This window comes from Aquimarina amphilecti (assembly GCF_900109375.1).
In the GTDB taxonomy this organism is placed as follows: domain Bacteria; phylum Bacteroidota; class Bacteroidia; order Flavobacteriales; family Flavobacteriaceae; genus Aquimarina; species Aquimarina amphilecti.
In genome coordinates this window covers 416,745-432,992 of sequence record NZ_FOAB01000003.1, presented here as the reverse complement: position 1 = coordinate 432,992, position 16,248 = coordinate 416,745, and the positions used below count along the sequence as shown (strand labels likewise).

Sequence of the window (16,248 nt, the reverse complement as noted above, 5' to 3'; positions counted from 1 at the left end):
AATAAAAAAAACAGTGAGAATTAGGACTCACTGTTTTTTTGTTTTATGTTTTGAAGGTAATGTTTTGAAGGTAATGTTTTAGATACCTAAATCCTTTTTTACATCTGCCATTAGATCTTTACCATCAGCAAGGATAACTCCTGTTCCTGTTGTAGAATCTAATACATACTGAAATCCTTGCGCTCTAGCTACTTTCTGGATAGAAACACGAGCACTTTCGTATATAGGCTTAAGTAATTCAATTTCTTTTTTCTGAAGATCTTGTAAAGCATTTTGTCTGTAATCACCGATACTTTTTTCTGTAGCCTGAACTTCTTGAGCTCTCTTAGCATTTTCTTCTTCTGTTTTAGAAGGAGCTTCAGCTTGGTACTTTTTCATTGTATTCTGTAATTCCAAAACCATATTTCTGATTTCAGCTTCGTATGTCTTGTTAAGTTTTTCAATTTCACTCTTGGCAGCTTTAAAAGCAGGCATTGCTTCCACAAGTTCTTGTGATGCAATATGAGCTACTTTGGATTGCGCATTTACGAAACTTGATGCTCCAAGGATTAATGCACAAGCTACTAATAGGGTTCTAAACTTTTTCATTTTAAGTAATATTAAGTGTGTTATAAATTTAAAAATTAACTTTTCTAATTGTCGTTATCGTTTGTTTCTCCATCTTTATTGTCATCATCACTTGATGGATTTTCATTATTTAATTGTTCTTTTAACGCTTTTATAGAATCTTTTTTTCTTTTCTGCGCTTCTAAGAGTTTAGCTCTTCTTGCTTCAAATTCTTTTTTCTTTGCTGCTCTTATAGAATCTCTTGCCGCTTTTCTTTCTGCTAATAATCTTTCTCTATCGGCTTGTTTCTGAGAAGTTGCTTTTTCTCTATCTGTTACTTCTTTTTCTTGTTCCGAGTTTCTTTTTTCAGCTCTTTCTAATGCTTTTTTCTCTTTTTTACTATTTACCTGCTTCCTTTTAGAAGCTCTATTGATTCTTAATAATATTTGATCACTTATGTCGTGTCTATCGGCAGAATAAAGCATTACTAAGTCTGCAGTTTTATCAAATATAAAATCATATTTTTTGTTTTTTGCCACTTCTTGTACAGCAATAAAAACTTGATCTTGTACCGGTTGAACTAATCGTTTTTTTTGAATAAACAAATCACCATTAGGCCCAAACCTTTTTTGTTGATATTCTAAAATCTCTTTTTCTTTAAAAAATATATCTTCTTCTCTTTCTTCAATTAATTCTTTAGTGAGAAGAACACGCTCATTGTTGAGATCTTTTCTCATTTCTTCTACTTCTTTTAATTCAGCTTCAATTTCTACTTTCCATTTCTGAACTTTTGTCTCTAAATCTGCAGAAGCTTCATTATATTCAGGTACATTTTCTAATATATAATCCATATCTATATATCCGATTCTAATACCTTTTTGAGCTTCAGCTGTATTGGAGAAAGATAACCAAAGGATAGCTGCTAATACTAAAAGAACTTTTGTTTTCATGATCCTGTTTTGTTTATAGAAATAATCGTGCCAAAATTAAAATTGTTGTCCAATGATAAAGTGAGTTTCCCATCCATTATTTCCTGTTGTACCCGGAATTGGGTCAAAACCGTACCCAAAATCAATACCCAGCAATCCAAAGGCTGGCATAAAGATACGTAAACCTGCTCCAGCGGAACGATTTAATTGAAATGGATTGAATCCTCTAAAGCTATCATAAGACGCTCCTCCTTCTAAAAACGCCAGCATATATATAGATGCTGAAGGTTTTAGAGTTATAGGATAACGAAGTTCTAACGAATATTTATTATAAATTGTTGCCCCATCTTCAACAAAATCTGGATCATTTGCTCTACTAAGCGGAATAAGTGATTGATTTGGGTATCCTCTAAGAGCTACAACTTCCCTTCCGTCCAGCGCTGTCGCTCCTAAACCATCTCCTCCTAAGAAGAATCTTTCAAAAGGAATATTTCCACGATTATTATTATATGCGCCAAGAAAACCATACTCAGCTCTTGTTCTTAATACTAAAGGTTGTTTACCTAATTTAGTTAAAGTTGTATACCAAGTAGCATCAAACTTAATTTTGTAATATTCTAACCAATCAAAACGCTCTTGATCAATTTCTCCTATTTCAGTACTGATTTCCCCAATTCTGGTGTTTGTTGGGTCATTACTTACTAAATCCTGTTGTTCTTCAAGTAATTCACTTCTTTCTTCAGCTAAAGCGCCATAATCAGTTCCGTCCCATAAAGAATATGGTAGAGAAAGTTTAGCAACTAGATTAAACTCTGATCCGGCTGTTGGGAAAATTGGATTTACAGCAGTATTATTTCTATTAATTCCAATAGTATATGCTAAGTTATTAGAAGAACCATTTCCAAAAGTAAATAGCCTAGTGTTATAATTTTTAAGATTGTAGTGCTGAATACTTACGGCTTGAGATAATGTAAAATAATTATCAGGCCAGTTCAGTCTTTTTGCGATACCAATAGATCCACCAGTAATTAAGAACTTACTGTCTCTGTTTACATCACGCGTTCTATTATTAAAAAGGAATTGAATCGTGTGAGAAAAAGAAGTAGAAAGTTGAAAAGGTCTTTTTCCTCCTAACCATGGTTCTACAAAAGATAAACTATATGTTTGGAAAAATTGACTAGCTTGAGCTCTTACACGAAGTGTTTGTCCGTCTCCCATAGGAAGTGGGCTATAAGCTTCTTTGTTAAAAATGTTTCGGATAGAAAAGTTACTAAAAGCTAATCCTAAGGTTCCAACGAAACCTCCACCACCAAAACCACCTTGTAATTCTATTTGACTCGCTCCTTTTTCAACAACTGGATAGTTAATGTCTATAGTACCAGCTTGCGGATCTGCATTTTTAAATTGTGGTTCTAACGATTCTGGATCAAAAAATCCTAATTGCCCAATTTCTCTTACTGTTCTTACAACTAAGTCTTTACTATAAATTTGTCCAGGTTTTGTTCTTAAGATTCTGTAAACTACATGATCATTAGTTTTGTCGTTCCCAGTTACCGTAATGTGATCAAAATGAACCAGTTTTCCTTCTCTAATTCTTATTTCAAAATCTATAGTGTCATTCTTTACATTGGTCTCTACCGGATCAATGTTAGAGAATAGATATCCATTGTTCTGATATAGATTGGTAAGATCATTAGCATCTGGCTTTGTATTGTCTGCAATCTGTTTCTCTAGAAGAACACCGTTGTAAACATCACCTTTTTTAATTACTAATTGTCTGGCTAATTGATTATCAGTATAAACGCTATTTCCTAAGAAATTAATATTACCAAAATAATATTTATTTCCTTCTTCTATCGCAAGATTTAATGAAACGCTATTGTCATCTTCTACGATTAATGAGTCAGAAGTAATACGTGCATCTCTATATCCTTTCTCTTTATATTTACTAATGATACTTTCCTTGTCATCTTGGTAATCATTTTTAATATACTTAGAGCGTTTCCAGAATCTCCAGAATTTTTTCTGCTTGGTGTTTTTCATTGCTGATCTAACCTTACCATCAGAAAATTGTTCGTTCCCTTCAATTCTGATTTTGTCAACTTTTACTCGATCACCTTTGTCGATACGAACCAACATATTAACTTTATTCGTAGGGATCGTATCTTTTACCTCTGTAGTGCTAATGAGCACTTTGGTATTTAAGAAACCGTCTTTACGATATTTGTTGGTAATAAAATTTCGCGTTGTTGTAATGAGGTTTTCAGTAACTTTTGCTCCGGGATTAAGACTATTGTCGCTTATTAAATCCTCTGCTTTACGTTTTCTAACCCCTTCAATTCGTGCTTGATTTAATTCTGGAACTTCTTGAATGTTTATTTCAAGAAAGGCTTTTTCTCCTTCCACTTTAGTGATGTAAAAATTAATATCACTAAATAATTCAAGATCCCATAATTTTTTTATTACCGCACTTATTCTGTCACCTGGTAGCGCAATTCGTTCACCATTTTTAAGACCTGTGAAGGTGATAATAGTGTTCTCACTATAAGTGGATATTCCTGTTACTTTAATATCGCCAATGATATATTCTTTTCCAGAAGTTCCAGGTAAATTTTGTGCTGAAATTGATACTGTATTTAATAAAAGCGCAATAAATGCTAAATACGTAAAAGGTAATTTTTTTGTCATCTTTTTAACTAAGCTGCTCACTAGTTTTTCCAAATCTTCTCTCTCTTTGTTGATAATTTAAAATGGCCTCGAACAAATCTGTTCTTTTAAAATCAGGCCATAATATTTCAGTAAAATATAATTCTGCATACGCAATTTGCCATAATAAGAAATTACTAATACGTTGTTCTCCACTGGTACGTATTAATAAATCTACATCTGGTAGTGTTTTGGTATACAAATGCTCATTAATGACTGCTTCATTTATAAGATGTGGCGAAAGTACATTATTTTTAACTTTATTACTTATATCTTGAATAGTTTTTATTAGCTCTTCTCTACTACCATAACTAAGTGCTAATGAAAGTGTCATATGCTTGTTATCCTTAGTCTTTTCAATAACTTCCAGTAATTCTTTTCTTGCTTTTTGAGGCAGCGCTTCGAGATTTCCGATCGCATTTAATCGGATGTTATTTTTTTGTAGCGTTTTAATTTCTTTTTTCAAAGAACTAACTAAAAGCTTCATTAAAGTCTCTACTTCTAATTTTGGTCTGTTCCAATTTTCAGTAGAAAATGCATATAAGGTAAGATATTTGATGCCTATTTCCGCAGCTCCTTCTACCGCTTCTCTAACCGCTTTCGTCCCATTTTCGTGACCTATAGCCCTAAATAGTCCTTTCTTTTTAGCCCATCTTCCATTACCATCCATAATGATGGCTACGTGTTCTGGAATGTTAGAGTTAAGTTGTTCTTTATTAATCATTATTTTAAAATGCACAATAACATGGTATTCTTCCCCATGTATAGGATAATGTTATTCCGGTAAATACATACCAATCATTATTATCCAAATTACCAAATCCTGTCCCAAATGCACTGTCTGGATCACTACCGTCCAAATTGTCAGTGAATGTATATCTTGCTCCAATTTCTGCACCTAATACCCAGTGCCTTCCAATTGTTTTTTTTATTCCAACTACCATAGGAATAGAGGCATTCCATTTTTCGCTATAGGAACTAATCTGATTCCCATTATTAGGGTCAACAGCTTTTGCGCTATAATTAAAACCTGTTAAACCTGTGTATAGATATGGAGTGAATTGTGGTTGAGAATCATATAGATACCAATCCCAAAAATTAAATTCTAAACCTAAAGAAAATTCTTTTACGGAGTTGTTAAAACTAAAGCCTCTCTGAACCCTTCTGTCATCTCCATTGGCATCGTTAGATTTAATATTAGCGTATAAAAACGATGCTCTAAAGGCATGTCTTTTACTTCGATTCCATTTTCCAATTGCTCCAATAGCAAGTGCATTTGGTGCTATATAATAGGAAGACCCTATATCACCAATATAATTAGAACCACCAAGCATAAGTCCAACCTCATAGGTTTGGGAGTTGATAGTTTGTCCAAAAAACAAAATTAATACAAAGGATGCTAAGTATCTCATAGATTTTCAAAAGTTTGCAAATATAACAATTAACTTTACTACACAAGAATTTGAGTAAAATAGTATGAATTAAAAAACACTTTTTAGTAGATTTTATTGTTTAATTGCGTTTATCTTCACCCCAAAGCATTTTTTTTCTTAATGTTTTTAGGAAACTATCGCCTTCCAAAACTACCATATTAATTTTAAAAGGAGCTTTTTTAATAACAACAGTTGTTTCATTTGGTAGGGTATGTGTTCTAGAATCTAAAGATACCAGGTAGGTGTCTTCTCTTCCAGAAACTTGTAACTTTATTTCTTTGTCATCAGGAATAACTAATGGTCTAGCATTAAGATTGTGAGGTGCTATTGGTGTAAGCACCATGCTTTCGGTATCAGGCATCATAACAGGGCCACCACAGCTCAGAGAGTATCCTGTAGATCCTGTTGGTGACGATACAATTAATCCATCCGCCCAATATGAGTTTAAAAATTCATCATTAAGACTTGTGTGTACGGTGATCATAGAGGTTGTATTTCTTCTACTGACAGCAATTTCATTCATGGCAAAATTTAATACGCCGAATTCTTCAGAAGGAGGAACCGTGTCTATGGTTACGATTGTTCTAGGTGATATGTAATATTTTTTGTCTAAAATTAGATCTATAGTATCTTTAATTTCTTCTTTTTGGATAGTTGCTAAAAAACCTAATCTGCCGGTATTGATACCGGCAATTGGAATTCCTAGATCTCTTACATAAGTAATGGTTCTAAGTATGGTTCCATCTCCTCCAATACTAAAAAAAAGATCATAAGAGTGATCTAATTCTTCAAATGTGCTAAAATGGGAGTAACTTTTGTCAATATCATCGTGAAGGTCGATTAACTCAAGGAAGTTTTTTTCGATAACTACTTCGATATTATTTTTGTCCAGAGCTTCTAACAATTGTTGGATATATATTCCAGACTTTTCGTGATAGAATTGGCCGTAAATACCTATCTTCATTATGATTTAATTTGTTTTTAATTATTACTCAATTCTTATTTTATATGTTGAGGTATTTTTCTAAATATTGTGACCGTTCTTTAAGATTGTTTAGAAAAGAATCCTCATGATGCTTAGAGACAATATTATAACTATACCTCCTAAAAGTTTGTACAATATTATTGATGTCACTATCATTTATTTTTAAGGTAATTTGAATCACATCGTTTTCCATGTTAGAAATAAAAAGGCCAAGTAATTTAGCATTGTTAGATTCTACAATTTGAGAAACCTCACTAAAAGAATAGTCCAAAACTCCCTTTTCCACAATTAATATGTTTCCCGGTTCACTTAGAAAAGGCGTTTCATTAAAGAGATTCATAATATCCCTTAATTCGAAGTATCCTTGATAATTGTTGGAATCATCAAGAACAGGCATAATATTGGAATGTTTTTGAGCAAACGATTCTAATATGTCTAGCCAATTAGCGTCAGTTCTTACAAAAAAACCTTCTAAAGCATATAAATAGGACTCTAATGTTTTTTCGGTTTCGAAACATCTTACGTCCGCTTCAGAAATACAACCTACGTAAGTTTTGTCCTTCAAAACAGGAAAATGCGTATAAGTGAGCTCGTTAAACAATAACTGTGCATCCCCAACTTTGGCAGAAGCGGCGAGTGGTGCTATTTCATTTACTATGTATAAACTTGTCTTCATATTCCCGGGGCTTTTTATGCAAAATAATCAAAAATATGTAACCGAGGCACTCTCAAGTTCGTATTTTTGTTATTTATTAAAGTTATATCAAAAACTATGACAAAGTTAAGTGTTAATATCAATAAAATAGCAACGTTGCGTAATTCTAGAGGAGGAGATACTCCAAATTTACTTAAAGTTGCTGCTGATGTTCAGGATTTTGGAGGAGAAGGAATTACAATACATCCAAGACCAGATGAGAGGCATATTAGATATCAGGATGCTTATAATTTAAAATCAATTGTACATACGGAGTATAACATTGAAGGAAACCCAATACCAAAATTTATCGAATTGGTAACTGCTATTGTTCCTACGCAAGTAACATTAGTTCCAGATTCAATAGACGCTATTACAAGTAATGCAGGTTGGGATACTATAAAAAATAAAAGTTTTTTATCCGAAGTGATATCAGAGTTTAAAAGGAATGGTATAAGAACTTCGATTTTTGTAGATCCCGTTAAAAGTATTATTGAAGGAGCTAAAGAAACGGGTGCGGATAGAATAGAGTTATATACAGAAGATTTTGCATCTGAATATGCAAAAGGAAATGATGAAATTGTTCGTTCATATGCTGAATGTGCTGAACTGGCTTTGGATTTAGGGATTGGCGTAAATGCCGGACATGATCTTTCATTGGAGAACATTAAGTTTTTTAAAGATAATGTTCCTGGATTACTTGAGGTCTCTATTGGTCATGCTTTGATAAGTGAATCTTTGTACCTAGGATTAGAGAATGTGGTAAATATGTATTTACGTAAACTCAAATAGAATAAACGATGAAGTTACATGCAAACGTTTTTGGAGAAGGAACTCCACTTGTAATATTGCACGGCTTTCTTGGTATGGGCGATAATTGGAAAACTCTGGCTAAGAAAATTTCAGAACATGGTTATCAAATGCATTTGATAGATCAAAGGAATCACGGACGTAGTCCCCATAGTGATGAATTTAATTATGAAATCCTTGCTCTAGATTTGTTAGAGTATTGTAAGGATAGAGAGCTTAACAAGATAGTATTGCTTGGCCATTCTATGGGTGGTAAAACAGCAATGCTTTTTGCGGCAACTTACCCTGATATTATAGATAAATTAATTGTGGCTGATATAGGTCCTAAATATTATCCATTACATCATCAGGATATTTTAGATGGTTTAGGTTCGTTAGATTTTGAAGTTTTAAAAAGTAGAGGAGAAGTTGATAAAGCTTTAGAGCTTTATGTCAGAGAAGTTGGTGTTCGTATGTTTTTAATGAAAAATTTATTCTGGAAAGAAAAAGGTCAACTTGGATTGCGTATAAACTTAGAAAGCTTGATTCATAATTCTTCTGAAATAGGTGTCGCGTTACCTGAAAAATACATATATTCTGGAGATACTCTTTTCCTTAGAGGAGAAAAATCTAACTATATAATAGAGGATGATATAGTTGATATTAAAAGGCAGTTTCCTCAATCAAAAATAAAAGAGATTTCTAATTCTGGACATTGGTTGCACGCGGAAAATCCTTCTGAGTTTTTAATGACTTTGTTGGAATTTCTTAAAAATTGAACAAAAAATGTTATGTATGCATAATATTTTAATGATTTAGTTGGATAATTGGTATTTTCTGCTAAATTTGGTGCTTTATTCTTACAAAATTCTAATAAAAACAAAAACAATTCTAATTTATTATGAAAAAACTACTATTATTAGTTCTATTCGCCTTAGTGACGTTGGTCACATATGCTGGTGGATATAGAGTTAGTGTGCAAGGACAGAGAGCTATGGCTATGGGGCACACAGGTGTTGCCGTGGTGAATAGTGCGGAGCTAGTATTCTTTAATCCAGCAGGTCTTGTATACTTAGAAAATAAACTGAATGTGAGTGTCGGAGCAAGTGGTATTTTTACAGATGTAATTTATCAAAATTCAGAATTTGGAACTTCTTCTGAAACTGATAGTTCTGTAGGTACACCGCTTAACTTGTATGGTTCTTATAAAGTGAATGATTGGTTAGCTCTTGGTTTAGGTGTGTATACACCTTATGGTAGTGAAGTAACTTGGCCAACAGATTGGGCTGGTTCTCATTTAGTAAATAATATAGAGTTAGCTGCAATTTATATCCAACCAGTAGTTTCTATTAAATTATCTGATCAATTTAGTATTGGAGGTGGTCCTATTTATGTTACAGGTTCTGTGAACTTTAATAGAAATGCTAATAGAACAACTACAGATATAGATGGTAATCGTGCTAACATTACTATAGATGATTCTGGAGTTAATAATTGGGGTTGGAGCGTTAGTGCTATGTTTAATCCTACTGATAATTTTAGATTAGGATTTAGTTACCGAAGCGAAATTATTCTGGAAGCTGAAGGTGGAGAAGCTACTTTTTCTAATTTCCCTGTTACTACTGCTCCTGGTGTACCAGCTAATGGGACTACTACTTTTGATGCAGAATTGCCATTGCCGGCAGAATTAACAATAGGACTTTCTTATCAATTCCATAAAAAATGGTTGTTTGCATTTGATTATAACAGACAATTTTGGGATGTATACGAATCTTTAGATCTTCAATTTGGTAACGGAGCGACTTCTATTAACCCACGTAATTATAAGAATTCTTCAGTGTATCGTTTTGGATTACAGTATGATGCGACTTCTAAGATCTCTTTAAGAGCGGGTTATTATATCGATGAATCTCCTGTGCAGTCTGGATTTTTTGCTCCAGAGACACCTAGAAATGATTCTCAAGGTTTTTCAGGAGGTTTAAGTTTTGCAATTACTCCTAAGTTAGCGATTGATGCTTCATTCTTTTACCTAAGGTTTGAAGAGGTTGATGCATCATATGATTCTTACCAGGAAAATGGAGAAAGTGTTCCATTTGGAGGAACATATAAATCAAGCGCATTTGCGCCAGGACTTGGTTTAACTTATAAATTATAATTTGAAGATGAAAAATAATATAAAATATTTAGCAGTTCTGGCATTGGGATTAGTAGCTTGTGAGCCAGAGTTTGATAATCCAATTGATGAAGCAGGTGTGTATTCTAGTGGAGAAGCTGATTTCTCTAATTATGTTGCTTTGGGGAATTCGTTGACTGCTGGTTTTGCAGATAGCGCATTGTATATAACAGGACAAGAAAATTCTTATCCAAATATATTGTCTCAACAATTTGCTTTAGCAGGTGGAGGAGAATTCACTCAACCTTTAATGGCTGATAATACTGGAGGTGCTTTATTAGGAGGAACACAGATTTTAAATAATAGATTTGTGTTAGCTTTTGATGCTGACGGTAATCCAGGTCCTTCTATTTATGCAGGAGCTATGCCAACAACTGAGATATCTAATAATTTAGGTAGTTCTTTTAATAATATGGGTGTTCCTGGTGCTAAAAGTTTTCACTTAGCCGCTCCCGGATATGGAAATGTGGCAGGTGTTGCTGCTGGTGCAGCTAACCCATATTTTGCAAGGTTTGCTTCTTCTGCAGACGCTACAGTTATCGCAGATGCTGTTGCGCAAAGCCCAACCTTCTTTAGTTTGTGGATAGGAAATAATGATATCTTAAGTTATGCAACTTCTGGTGGTGTAGGAGAAGATCATAATGTTACTGGAAATATAGACCCATCTACTTATGGAAGTAGTGATATTACAAATAGTAATGTTTTTGCTTCTGTTTATAATGATCTATTGGCTGCTCTTACAGCGAATGGTGCAAAAGGTGCGGTTCTTAATTTACCAAGTGTAACGTCACTTCCGTTTTTTACTACAGTGCCAACTAATGCAGTGCCGTTGGATGCACAAACTGCTGCATTTTTAAATTCTCAATTTGCTGCGTATAATACTCAAATACTTCCTGGATTGGCTGGACTTAGTATAATAACTGCTGAAGAGGCTGCAAGTAGACAAATTAATTTTGTTGCTGGTCAGAACTTTGTAACTATAGTTGATGAATCATTAACAGATATCTCAACAATAATACAAGGAGCTCCTTTTAACTTAGATGCTCAAACAGCTGGGCTTTTAGGTCAATTAAGACAGGCTACTTCTTCAGATTTAATTCCATTAACATCAGCAGGCAATATCGGTGTTGATCTTACGGGAAACGGTACTTTAATTACAGGAGTTTCTGTTCCTTTAGGAGATGCTGATGTGTTAACAGAAGCAGAACAAGCTGCTGTAGCTAGTGCTCAGGATTCTTTTAATGCTACTATAAGAGCATTAGCGGCTGCTAATGGTTTAGCTTTTGTAGATGTAAAATCAATCTTAAGTCAGGCTGCGAGTAGCGGTATTCCTTTTGATTCTGGAGTTGTAACTTCTACGTTTGTAACTGGTGGTGGATTCTCTTTAGATGGAGTACATCCTACACCAAGAGCACATGCTATCTTAACGAATGCTATGTTAGAAGAAATAGAAGATACTTATGGAGCAATTTTACCTTCTGTTAATCCTGGTGATTACGGAACAGTTACACTTAGTAATGAGGTGAATTAATCTTTGTATACTTAATAAATTAAAAGAAACCTGTTATTATTTTAATAGCAGGTTTTTTTATTGTGTTGTTTTTAGTAATTTGAAAATCAATCTAAATCTTTATATGATGAAGTTTTTATTAAAAATGATCCTCAGTGCAATAGCTGTATTGGTATTGGCAGAGATTTTACCGGGAGTTAATGTGGATAGTTATGTTAGTGCTCTTATTGTGGCGGTACTTTTGGCAGTTCTAAATGCTGTCGTAAAACCTTTGTTGGTTATTTTAACGCTTCCAGTTACCATTGTTACTTTAGGATTGTTTTTATTGGTAATTAACGCGGCGATAATATTAATAGCAGATCATTTTGTTTCAGGTTTTGGAGTGAATGGTTGGTTATGGGCATTAATATTTAGTGTTTTATTATCTGTGTTTCAATCTATATTATACTCTATTTTGAAGAAAGATAAAAGCTAACTGTTTTTCAGGAAGTTAAAACTTTGTTGAGTTGTAAAAAAGTATTACTTTTGCAACCCGATTTTTAGTACAAAAAAGTAGAGATAATGAATATTTCAAAAGAGCAATTAGACGATTTAAATGCTGTAGTTACAGTAGATATTGCAAAAGCAGATTATAGAGATAAGGTAGAAAACATTCTTAAGGATTATCGTAAGAATGCTAATATTCCTGGTTTTAGAAAAGGCCATGTTCCTATGGGATTGGTTAAAAAGCAATATGGGAAAGCAGTTTTAGTAGATGAAGTAAATAAATTGTTACAAGATGCTCTTAATAAGTATCTAACAGAAGAGAAATTAGATGTATTAGGGAATCCATTACCTAAAGAACAGGAAAACTTTGATTGGGATTCTGATGATTATTCTTTTGAATTTGAATTAGGTTTAGCACCAAAATTTGATGTAAAGCTTAATGGTAAAAAAGCAATAACGCATTATAAGATAGTAGCTAGTGATGAAATGATTGATAATCAGATTAAAACTATCCAAAAGCAATATGGTAAATTAGTGCCTAAGGACGCTGCGGAGAAAGATGATTTAATTGCTGGTACTTTTGTGAATGAAGAAAAAGAAATTGAGAATCAAACGACTATTTCTTTAGATAAAATAAAAGGGAAGAGAAATTTAGATAAATTTATTGGTTCTAAAGTGGGTGATGTACTGACTTTAAAAACAAAAGGTTTATTTTCTGACGATCAGGATTTAGTCAATGCCTTGAAAGTAAGTCAAGATGATGTTAAAGATTTAGAAGTTGAAGTGAATTTCACTATTTCTGAAATTAACAATCAGGAATTAGCTGAATTGGATCAAGAGTTATTCGACAAGATTTATGGTAAGGATGCTGTAAAAACAGTAACTGAACTTAAAGATAAAATTAAGGAAGATGCAGATCGTCAGTTTGTTCAGCAATCGGATCAGCAGTTACTCAATGATGTAACCGAAAGTGTTCTTGAAAACACTAAATTTGATCTGCCTTCAGAGTTCTTGCAAAAGTGGATTCAAGCTACAGGAGAGCAACCATTGACGGAGGATCAGGCTAAAGATGAGTATGAAAAGAGTGAAAAAGGATTACGTTTTCAGTTGATCGAAGGGAAATTAATTAACGATAATAATCTTCAGGTTACTTTTGAAGAGTTAAAAGAGTTTTCAAAAAACTTAATAAAAGGGCAAATGGCTCAGTTTGGTCAAATGTCTCCAGAAGATAAAGAGTTAGAAGATATAGCAGCAAGAATTTTATCTAATCAGGATGAAGTAAAAAGAATTTCTGAACAACTTATGAGCCAGAAATTACTTGGATACTATAAAGAGAATGTTAAATTGAAAGAAAAGGAAGTAAGTTTTGATGATTTTGTAAAAGAAGTTTACAAATAATCAACACATACTAATAAGGAATTTATACTTATATTTAGGGCGTTAAACCAAGTTTTGGTTAACGCCCTTTTTATAAAAACAAAATTTCAGAAAAAGAACATATGAATTACGGAAAAGAATTCGAAAAATACGCTACGCAACATCACGGTATCAATAGTAATTACTATGATCAAATTATTAGTAGTATGTATCCAGTAGGTATGACTCCTAATATTATTGAAGAACGCCAAATGAATGTAGCTATTTTTGATGTATTCTCGCGTTTAATGATGGACCGTATTATCTTTTTGGGTACTGGTATTAATGATCAAGTAGCAAATATTATACAAGCACAACTTTTATTTTTAGAAAGTGTGGATTCTACTAAAGATATACAGATATATATAAATTCTCCTGGTGGTAGCGTGTATGCAGGTTTAGGAATTTATGATACAATGCAGTTTATTAAGCCTGATGTAGCTACTATATGTACAGGAATGGCTGCGTCTATGGGAGCGGTGTTGTTGTGTGCTGGAGAAAAAGGAAAGCGTTCGGGTCTGCCACATAGTAGAGTGATGATTCATCAGCCACTAGGTGGAGCGCAAGGTCAGGCTAGTGATATTGAGATAACGGCTCGAGAGATATTGACATTAAAAGAAGAATTATATCAGATAATAGCTAAACATTCTGGTCAGACTTATGATAAAGTATATGAAGATAGTGATAGAGATTATTGGATGAAAGCTGATAAAGCTCTTGACTATGGTATGATTGATGAAATACTTACAAGAGAATAATATATAATAAAAAATAATAGCAAAGGTTAGATTTTGCGCCCCTAGTAATGTTTATCGTAATTTTAAACGATAAGCAAGTTTTTGAAATAGATAATTATGCCGAAAGAAGATTTAGAATGCTCGTTTTGTGGAAGAAAAAAACCAGAGACCAATTTATTGATTGCAGGTTTGGACGCTCACATATGTGATCGTTGTATTGTTCAAGCTCACGGAATTGTTGTGGAAGAGGCTAGAGATGAAGAGACAGGAGAACTGAGCTCTGAATTAATGCTTCGTAAGCCTATGGCTATCAAAAAGTTTTTGGATGAATACGTAATCGGACAGGAATTCACTAAAAAGGTGATGTCTGTTGCTGTATACAATCATTATAAGCGTTTATTGCAGCCAAATACAGATGATGATATTGAAATTCAGAAAAGTAATATCATTATGGTTGGACAAACTGGTACTGGTAAAACGTTAATAGCTAAAACTATAGCTAAAATGTTAAATGTACCATTGGCTATTGTAGATGCTACAGTTCTTACTGAAGCCGGATATGTTGGTGAAGATGTAGAGAGTATTCTTACTCGTTTATTACAGGCTGCTGATTATAATTTAGAGAAAGCACAACGAGGAATAGTTTTTATTGATGAAATTGATAAAATTGCTCGTAAGAGTGATAATCCTAGTATTACTAGAGATGTTTCTGGTGAAGGAGTACAACAGGCTTTATTAAAATTGTTGGAAGGAACAGTCGTTAATGTTCCTCCAAAAGGTGGTCGTAAGCATCCAGATCAAAAGTTTATTGAGGTAAATACAGAGAATATCCTTTTTATTGCAGGTGGAGCTTTTGATGGTATAGAAAATGCTATTCAAAAACGATTGAATATGCAGGCAATGGGCTTTAGTGCTTCTAAATCTGAAGATACTATCGAAAAGGATAATTTATTACAATATATAATTCCTAAGGATTTAAAGGATTTTGGATTGATTCCGGAAATTATAGGTCGTCTTCCTGTGTTGTCTCATATGAATCCATTAGATAATAATACGTTAAGAGCTATTTTAACAGAGCCTAAAAATGCTATTATAAAACAGTATAAAAAGCTTTTTGAAATGGATAATATCCAATTCACAATTACAGCTGGAGCTTTAGATTATATTGTAGAGAGGGCAGTAGAGTATAAGTTAGGAGCTAGAGGATTACGTTCATTATGCGAAGCTATTCTTACAGATGCAATGTATGAGTTGCCAGAAAGTGAAGAAACCGAATTGAGAGTAACTAAGGATTACGCAGAGAAAAAATTAAATAAATCTACGATCAATAAACTTAAAGCAGTTTCATAATGTAGATTCTTTATATACCAAAAACAAAAAACTCCTTAATTTAAGGAGTTTTTTGTTTTTGGTATTATAACCGACATTTTTTAAAAACACCGGCTTATTTTACACTATATATTGTGGTTTAAATATGATAGATTATTCTTCTTCTTCAGAATATAAAACCTCCTCTATTTTTCTTGAAATAATTTCTTCAGTATTTTTTATTACTAGATCCGTACTGTTTTTAAGATTTATATCAAATCCGTTTTTAGAGATTAAAACTTCGTAAAAAGCAACTTTAGAAGTTTCTCCATAACAAACCTTATCTAAGTTTTTAGTTTCTTTAGTTGTATTGTTAGTTTGTATAGAAACGTCAGAATTTATAGAAGGGAGTTCTTTAGTAATAGTATTCTCTTCAATTTTTTTATTAGAGTTACTTTCTTGTGCACTTATAGCAATAGAGAAAGAAATAAAAACAATACTTAGTAAAAACTTTTTCATATTTGGGACCGTTTGTT

The 16,248-nt window shown here is 33.0% G+C and carries 16 protein-coding genes; 8 read left to right on the top strand and 8 right to left on the bottom strand.

Going from position 1 to position 16,248, the window contains the following annotated elements; translation table 11 throughout:
• Nucleotides 1-78: 78 nt before the first annotated feature.
• The 7 genes from BMY33_RS09650 to BMY33_RS09620 all read right to left on the bottom strand — a co-directional run bounded on the left by BMY33_RS09650 (nt 79) and on the right by BMY33_RS09620 (nt 7,275).
• Nucleotides 79-588 (bottom strand): OmpH/Skp family outer membrane protein, encoded by a 510-nt coding sequence (locus tag BMY33_RS09650; RefSeq protein WP_091407866.1) that lies wholly within the window; start codon nt 586-588, stop codon nt 79-81.
• 44 nt (nt 589-632) lie between these two features.
• Entirely contained in the window at nt 633-1,496 is an 864-nt protein-coding gene (locus BMY33_RS09645; protein WP_091407864.1) for an OmpH/Skp family outer membrane protein, read from the bottom strand.
• 36 nt (nt 1,497-1,532) lie between these two features.
• Nucleotides 1,533-4,163, bottom strand: coding sequence for a BamA/OMP85 family outer membrane protein (locus BMY33_RS09640; RefSeq protein WP_091407863.1), 2,631 nt, complete (start codon nt 4,161-4,163; stop codon nt 1,533-1,535).
• A gap of 4 nt (nt 4,164-4,167) precedes the next feature.
• A complete protein-coding gene (locus BMY33_RS09635; RefSeq protein ID WP_091407861.1) occupies nt 4,168-4,905 on the bottom strand; it encodes an undecaprenyl pyrophosphate synthase in 738 nt (245 codons plus the stop codon).
• Between the two features lie 4 nt (nt 4,906-4,909).
• Nucleotides 4,910-5,593, bottom strand: a complete 684-nt coding sequence (porG, locus tag BMY33_RS09630) for a type IX secretion system protein PorG (RefSeq protein WP_091407859.1) — start codon at nt 5,591-5,593, stop codon at nt 4,910-4,912.
• A gap of 100 nt (nt 5,594-5,693) precedes the next feature.
• Nucleotides 5,694-6,578 (bottom strand): NAD kinase, encoded by an 885-nt coding sequence (locus tag BMY33_RS09625; RefSeq protein ID WP_091407857.1) that lies wholly within the window; start codon nt 6,576-6,578, stop codon nt 5,694-5,696.
• 40 nt (nt 6,579-6,618) lie between these two features.
• Nucleotides 6,619-7,275, bottom strand: a complete 657-nt coding sequence (locus BMY33_RS09620; RefSeq protein ID WP_091407856.1) for a CBS domain-containing protein — start codon at nt 7,273-7,275, stop codon at nt 6,619-6,621.
• Between the two features lie 96 nt (nt 7,276-7,371).
• Here BMY33_RS09620 and BMY33_RS09615 point away from each other — a divergent pair, with 96 nt between their 5' ends.
• The 8 genes from BMY33_RS09615 to clpX all read left to right on the top strand — a co-directional run bounded on the left by BMY33_RS09615 (nt 7,372) and on the right by clpX (nt 15,754).
• Nucleotides 7,372-8,085, top strand: coding sequence for a pyridoxine 5'-phosphate synthase (locus BMY33_RS09615; protein WP_091407854.1), 714 nt, complete (start codon nt 7,372-7,374; stop codon nt 8,083-8,085).
• An 8-nt stretch (nt 8,086-8,093) separates the two neighbouring features.
• On the top strand, nt 8,094-8,861 hold the full coding sequence (locus BMY33_RS09610; protein ID WP_091407853.1) for an alpha/beta fold hydrolase: 768 nt from the start codon (nt 8,094-8,096) through the stop codon (nt 8,859-8,861).
• 122 nt (nt 8,862-8,983) lie between these two features.
• Entirely contained in the window at nt 8,984-10,237 is a 1,254-nt protein-coding gene (locus BMY33_RS09605) for an OmpP1/FadL family transporter (protein ID WP_091407852.1), read from the top strand.
• Between the two features lie 7 nt (nt 10,238-10,244).
• The gene (locus tag BMY33_RS09600; RefSeq protein ID WP_091407850.1) at nt 10,245-11,786 is read left to right on the top strand and encodes an SGNH/GDSL hydrolase family protein; all 1,542 of its coding nucleotides are present in this window, start codon (nt 10,245-10,247) and stop codon (nt 11,784-11,786) included.
• Nucleotides 11,787-11,892: 106 nt separating this feature from the next.
• The gene (locus tag BMY33_RS09595; RefSeq protein WP_027393489.1) at nt 11,893-12,240 is read left to right on the top strand and encodes a phage holin family protein; all 348 of its coding nucleotides are present in this window, start codon (nt 11,893-11,895) and stop codon (nt 12,238-12,240) included.
• A gap of 86 nt (nt 12,241-12,326) precedes the next feature.
• On the top strand, nt 12,327-13,649 hold the full coding sequence (tig, locus tag BMY33_RS09590) for a trigger factor (protein WP_091407848.1): 1,323 nt from the start codon (nt 12,327-12,329) through the stop codon (nt 13,647-13,649).
• Between the two features lie 101 nt (nt 13,650-13,750).
• Nucleotides 13,751-14,425 (top strand): ATP-dependent Clp endopeptidase proteolytic subunit ClpP, encoded by a 675-nt coding sequence (gene clpP, locus BMY33_RS09585; protein ID WP_091407847.1) that lies wholly within the window; start codon nt 13,751-13,753, stop codon nt 14,423-14,425.
• Nucleotides 14,426-14,521: 96 nt separating this feature from the next.
• Complete coding sequence (gene clpX / locus BMY33_RS09580) at nt 14,522-15,754, top strand: ATP-dependent Clp protease ATP-binding subunit ClpX (RefSeq protein ID WP_091407845.1); 1,233 nt, start codon at nt 14,522-14,524, stop codon at nt 15,752-15,754.
• Nucleotides 15,755-15,886: 132 nt separating this feature from the next.
• Here the strand turns inward: clpX and BMY33_RS09575 are convergent, their stop codons facing one another.
• Nucleotides 15,887-16,231: a hypothetical protein gene (locus tag BMY33_RS09575; RefSeq protein WP_091407844.1), complete on the bottom strand. Its 345-nt coding sequence runs from the start codon at nt 16,229-16,231 to the stop codon at nt 15,887-15,889.
• Nucleotides 16,232-16,248: the final 17 nt, after the last annotated feature.

Bases quoted from the DNA above. Each gene is read 5' to 3' on its own strand.
- BMY33_RS09650 (WP_091407866.1), bottom strand. From the start codon at position 588: ATGAAAAAGTTTAGAACCCTATTAGTAGCTTGTGCATTAATCCTTGGA.
- BMY33_RS09645 (WP_091407864.1), bottom strand. From the start codon at position 1,496: ATGAAAACAAAAGTTCTTTTAGTATTAGCAGCTATCCTTTGGTTATCT.
- BMY33_RS09640 (WP_091407863.1), bottom strand. From the start codon at position 4,163: ATGACAAAAAAATTACCTTTTACGTATTTAGCATTTATTGCGCTTTTA.
- BMY33_RS09635 (WP_091407861.1), bottom strand. From the start codon at position 4,905: ATGATTAATAAAGAACAACTTAACTCTAACATTCCAGAACACGTAGCC.
- porG (WP_091407859.1), bottom strand. From the start codon at position 5,593: ATGAGATACTTAGCATCCTTTGTATTAATTTTGTTTTTTGGACAAACT.
- BMY33_RS09625 (WP_091407857.1), bottom strand. From the start codon at position 6,578: ATGAAGATAGGTATTTACGGCCAATTCTATCACGAAAAGTCTGGAATA.
- BMY33_RS09620 (WP_091407856.1), bottom strand. From the start codon at position 7,275: ATGAAGACAAGTTTATACATAGTAAATGAAATAGCACCACTCGCCGCT.
- BMY33_RS09615 (WP_091407854.1), top strand. From the start codon at position 7,372: ATGACAAAGTTAAGTGTTAATATCAATAAAATAGCAACGTTGCGTAAT.
- BMY33_RS09610 (WP_091407853.1), top strand. From the start codon at position 8,094: ATGAAGTTACATGCAAACGTTTTTGGAGAAGGAACTCCACTTGTAATA.
- BMY33_RS09605 (WP_091407852.1), top strand. From the start codon at position 8,984: ATGAAAAAACTACTATTATTAGTTCTATTCGCCTTAGTGACGTTGGTC.
- BMY33_RS09600 (WP_091407850.1), top strand. From the start codon at position 10,245: ATGAAAAATAATATAAAATATTTAGCAGTTCTGGCATTGGGATTAGTA.
- BMY33_RS09595 (WP_027393489.1), top strand. From the start codon at position 11,893: ATGAAGTTTTTATTAAAAATGATCCTCAGTGCAATAGCTGTATTGGTA.
- tig (WP_091407848.1), top strand. From the start codon at position 12,327: ATGAATATTTCAAAAGAGCAATTAGACGATTTAAATGCTGTAGTTACA.
- clpP (WP_091407847.1), top strand. From the start codon at position 13,751: ATGAATTACGGAAAAGAATTCGAAAAATACGCTACGCAACATCACGGT.
- clpX (WP_091407845.1), top strand. From the start codon at position 14,522: ATGCCGAAAGAAGATTTAGAATGCTCGTTTTGTGGAAGAAAAAAACCA.
- BMY33_RS09575 (WP_091407844.1), bottom strand. From the start codon at position 16,231: ATGAAAAAGTTTTTACTAAGTATTGTTTTTATTTCTTTCTCTATTGCT.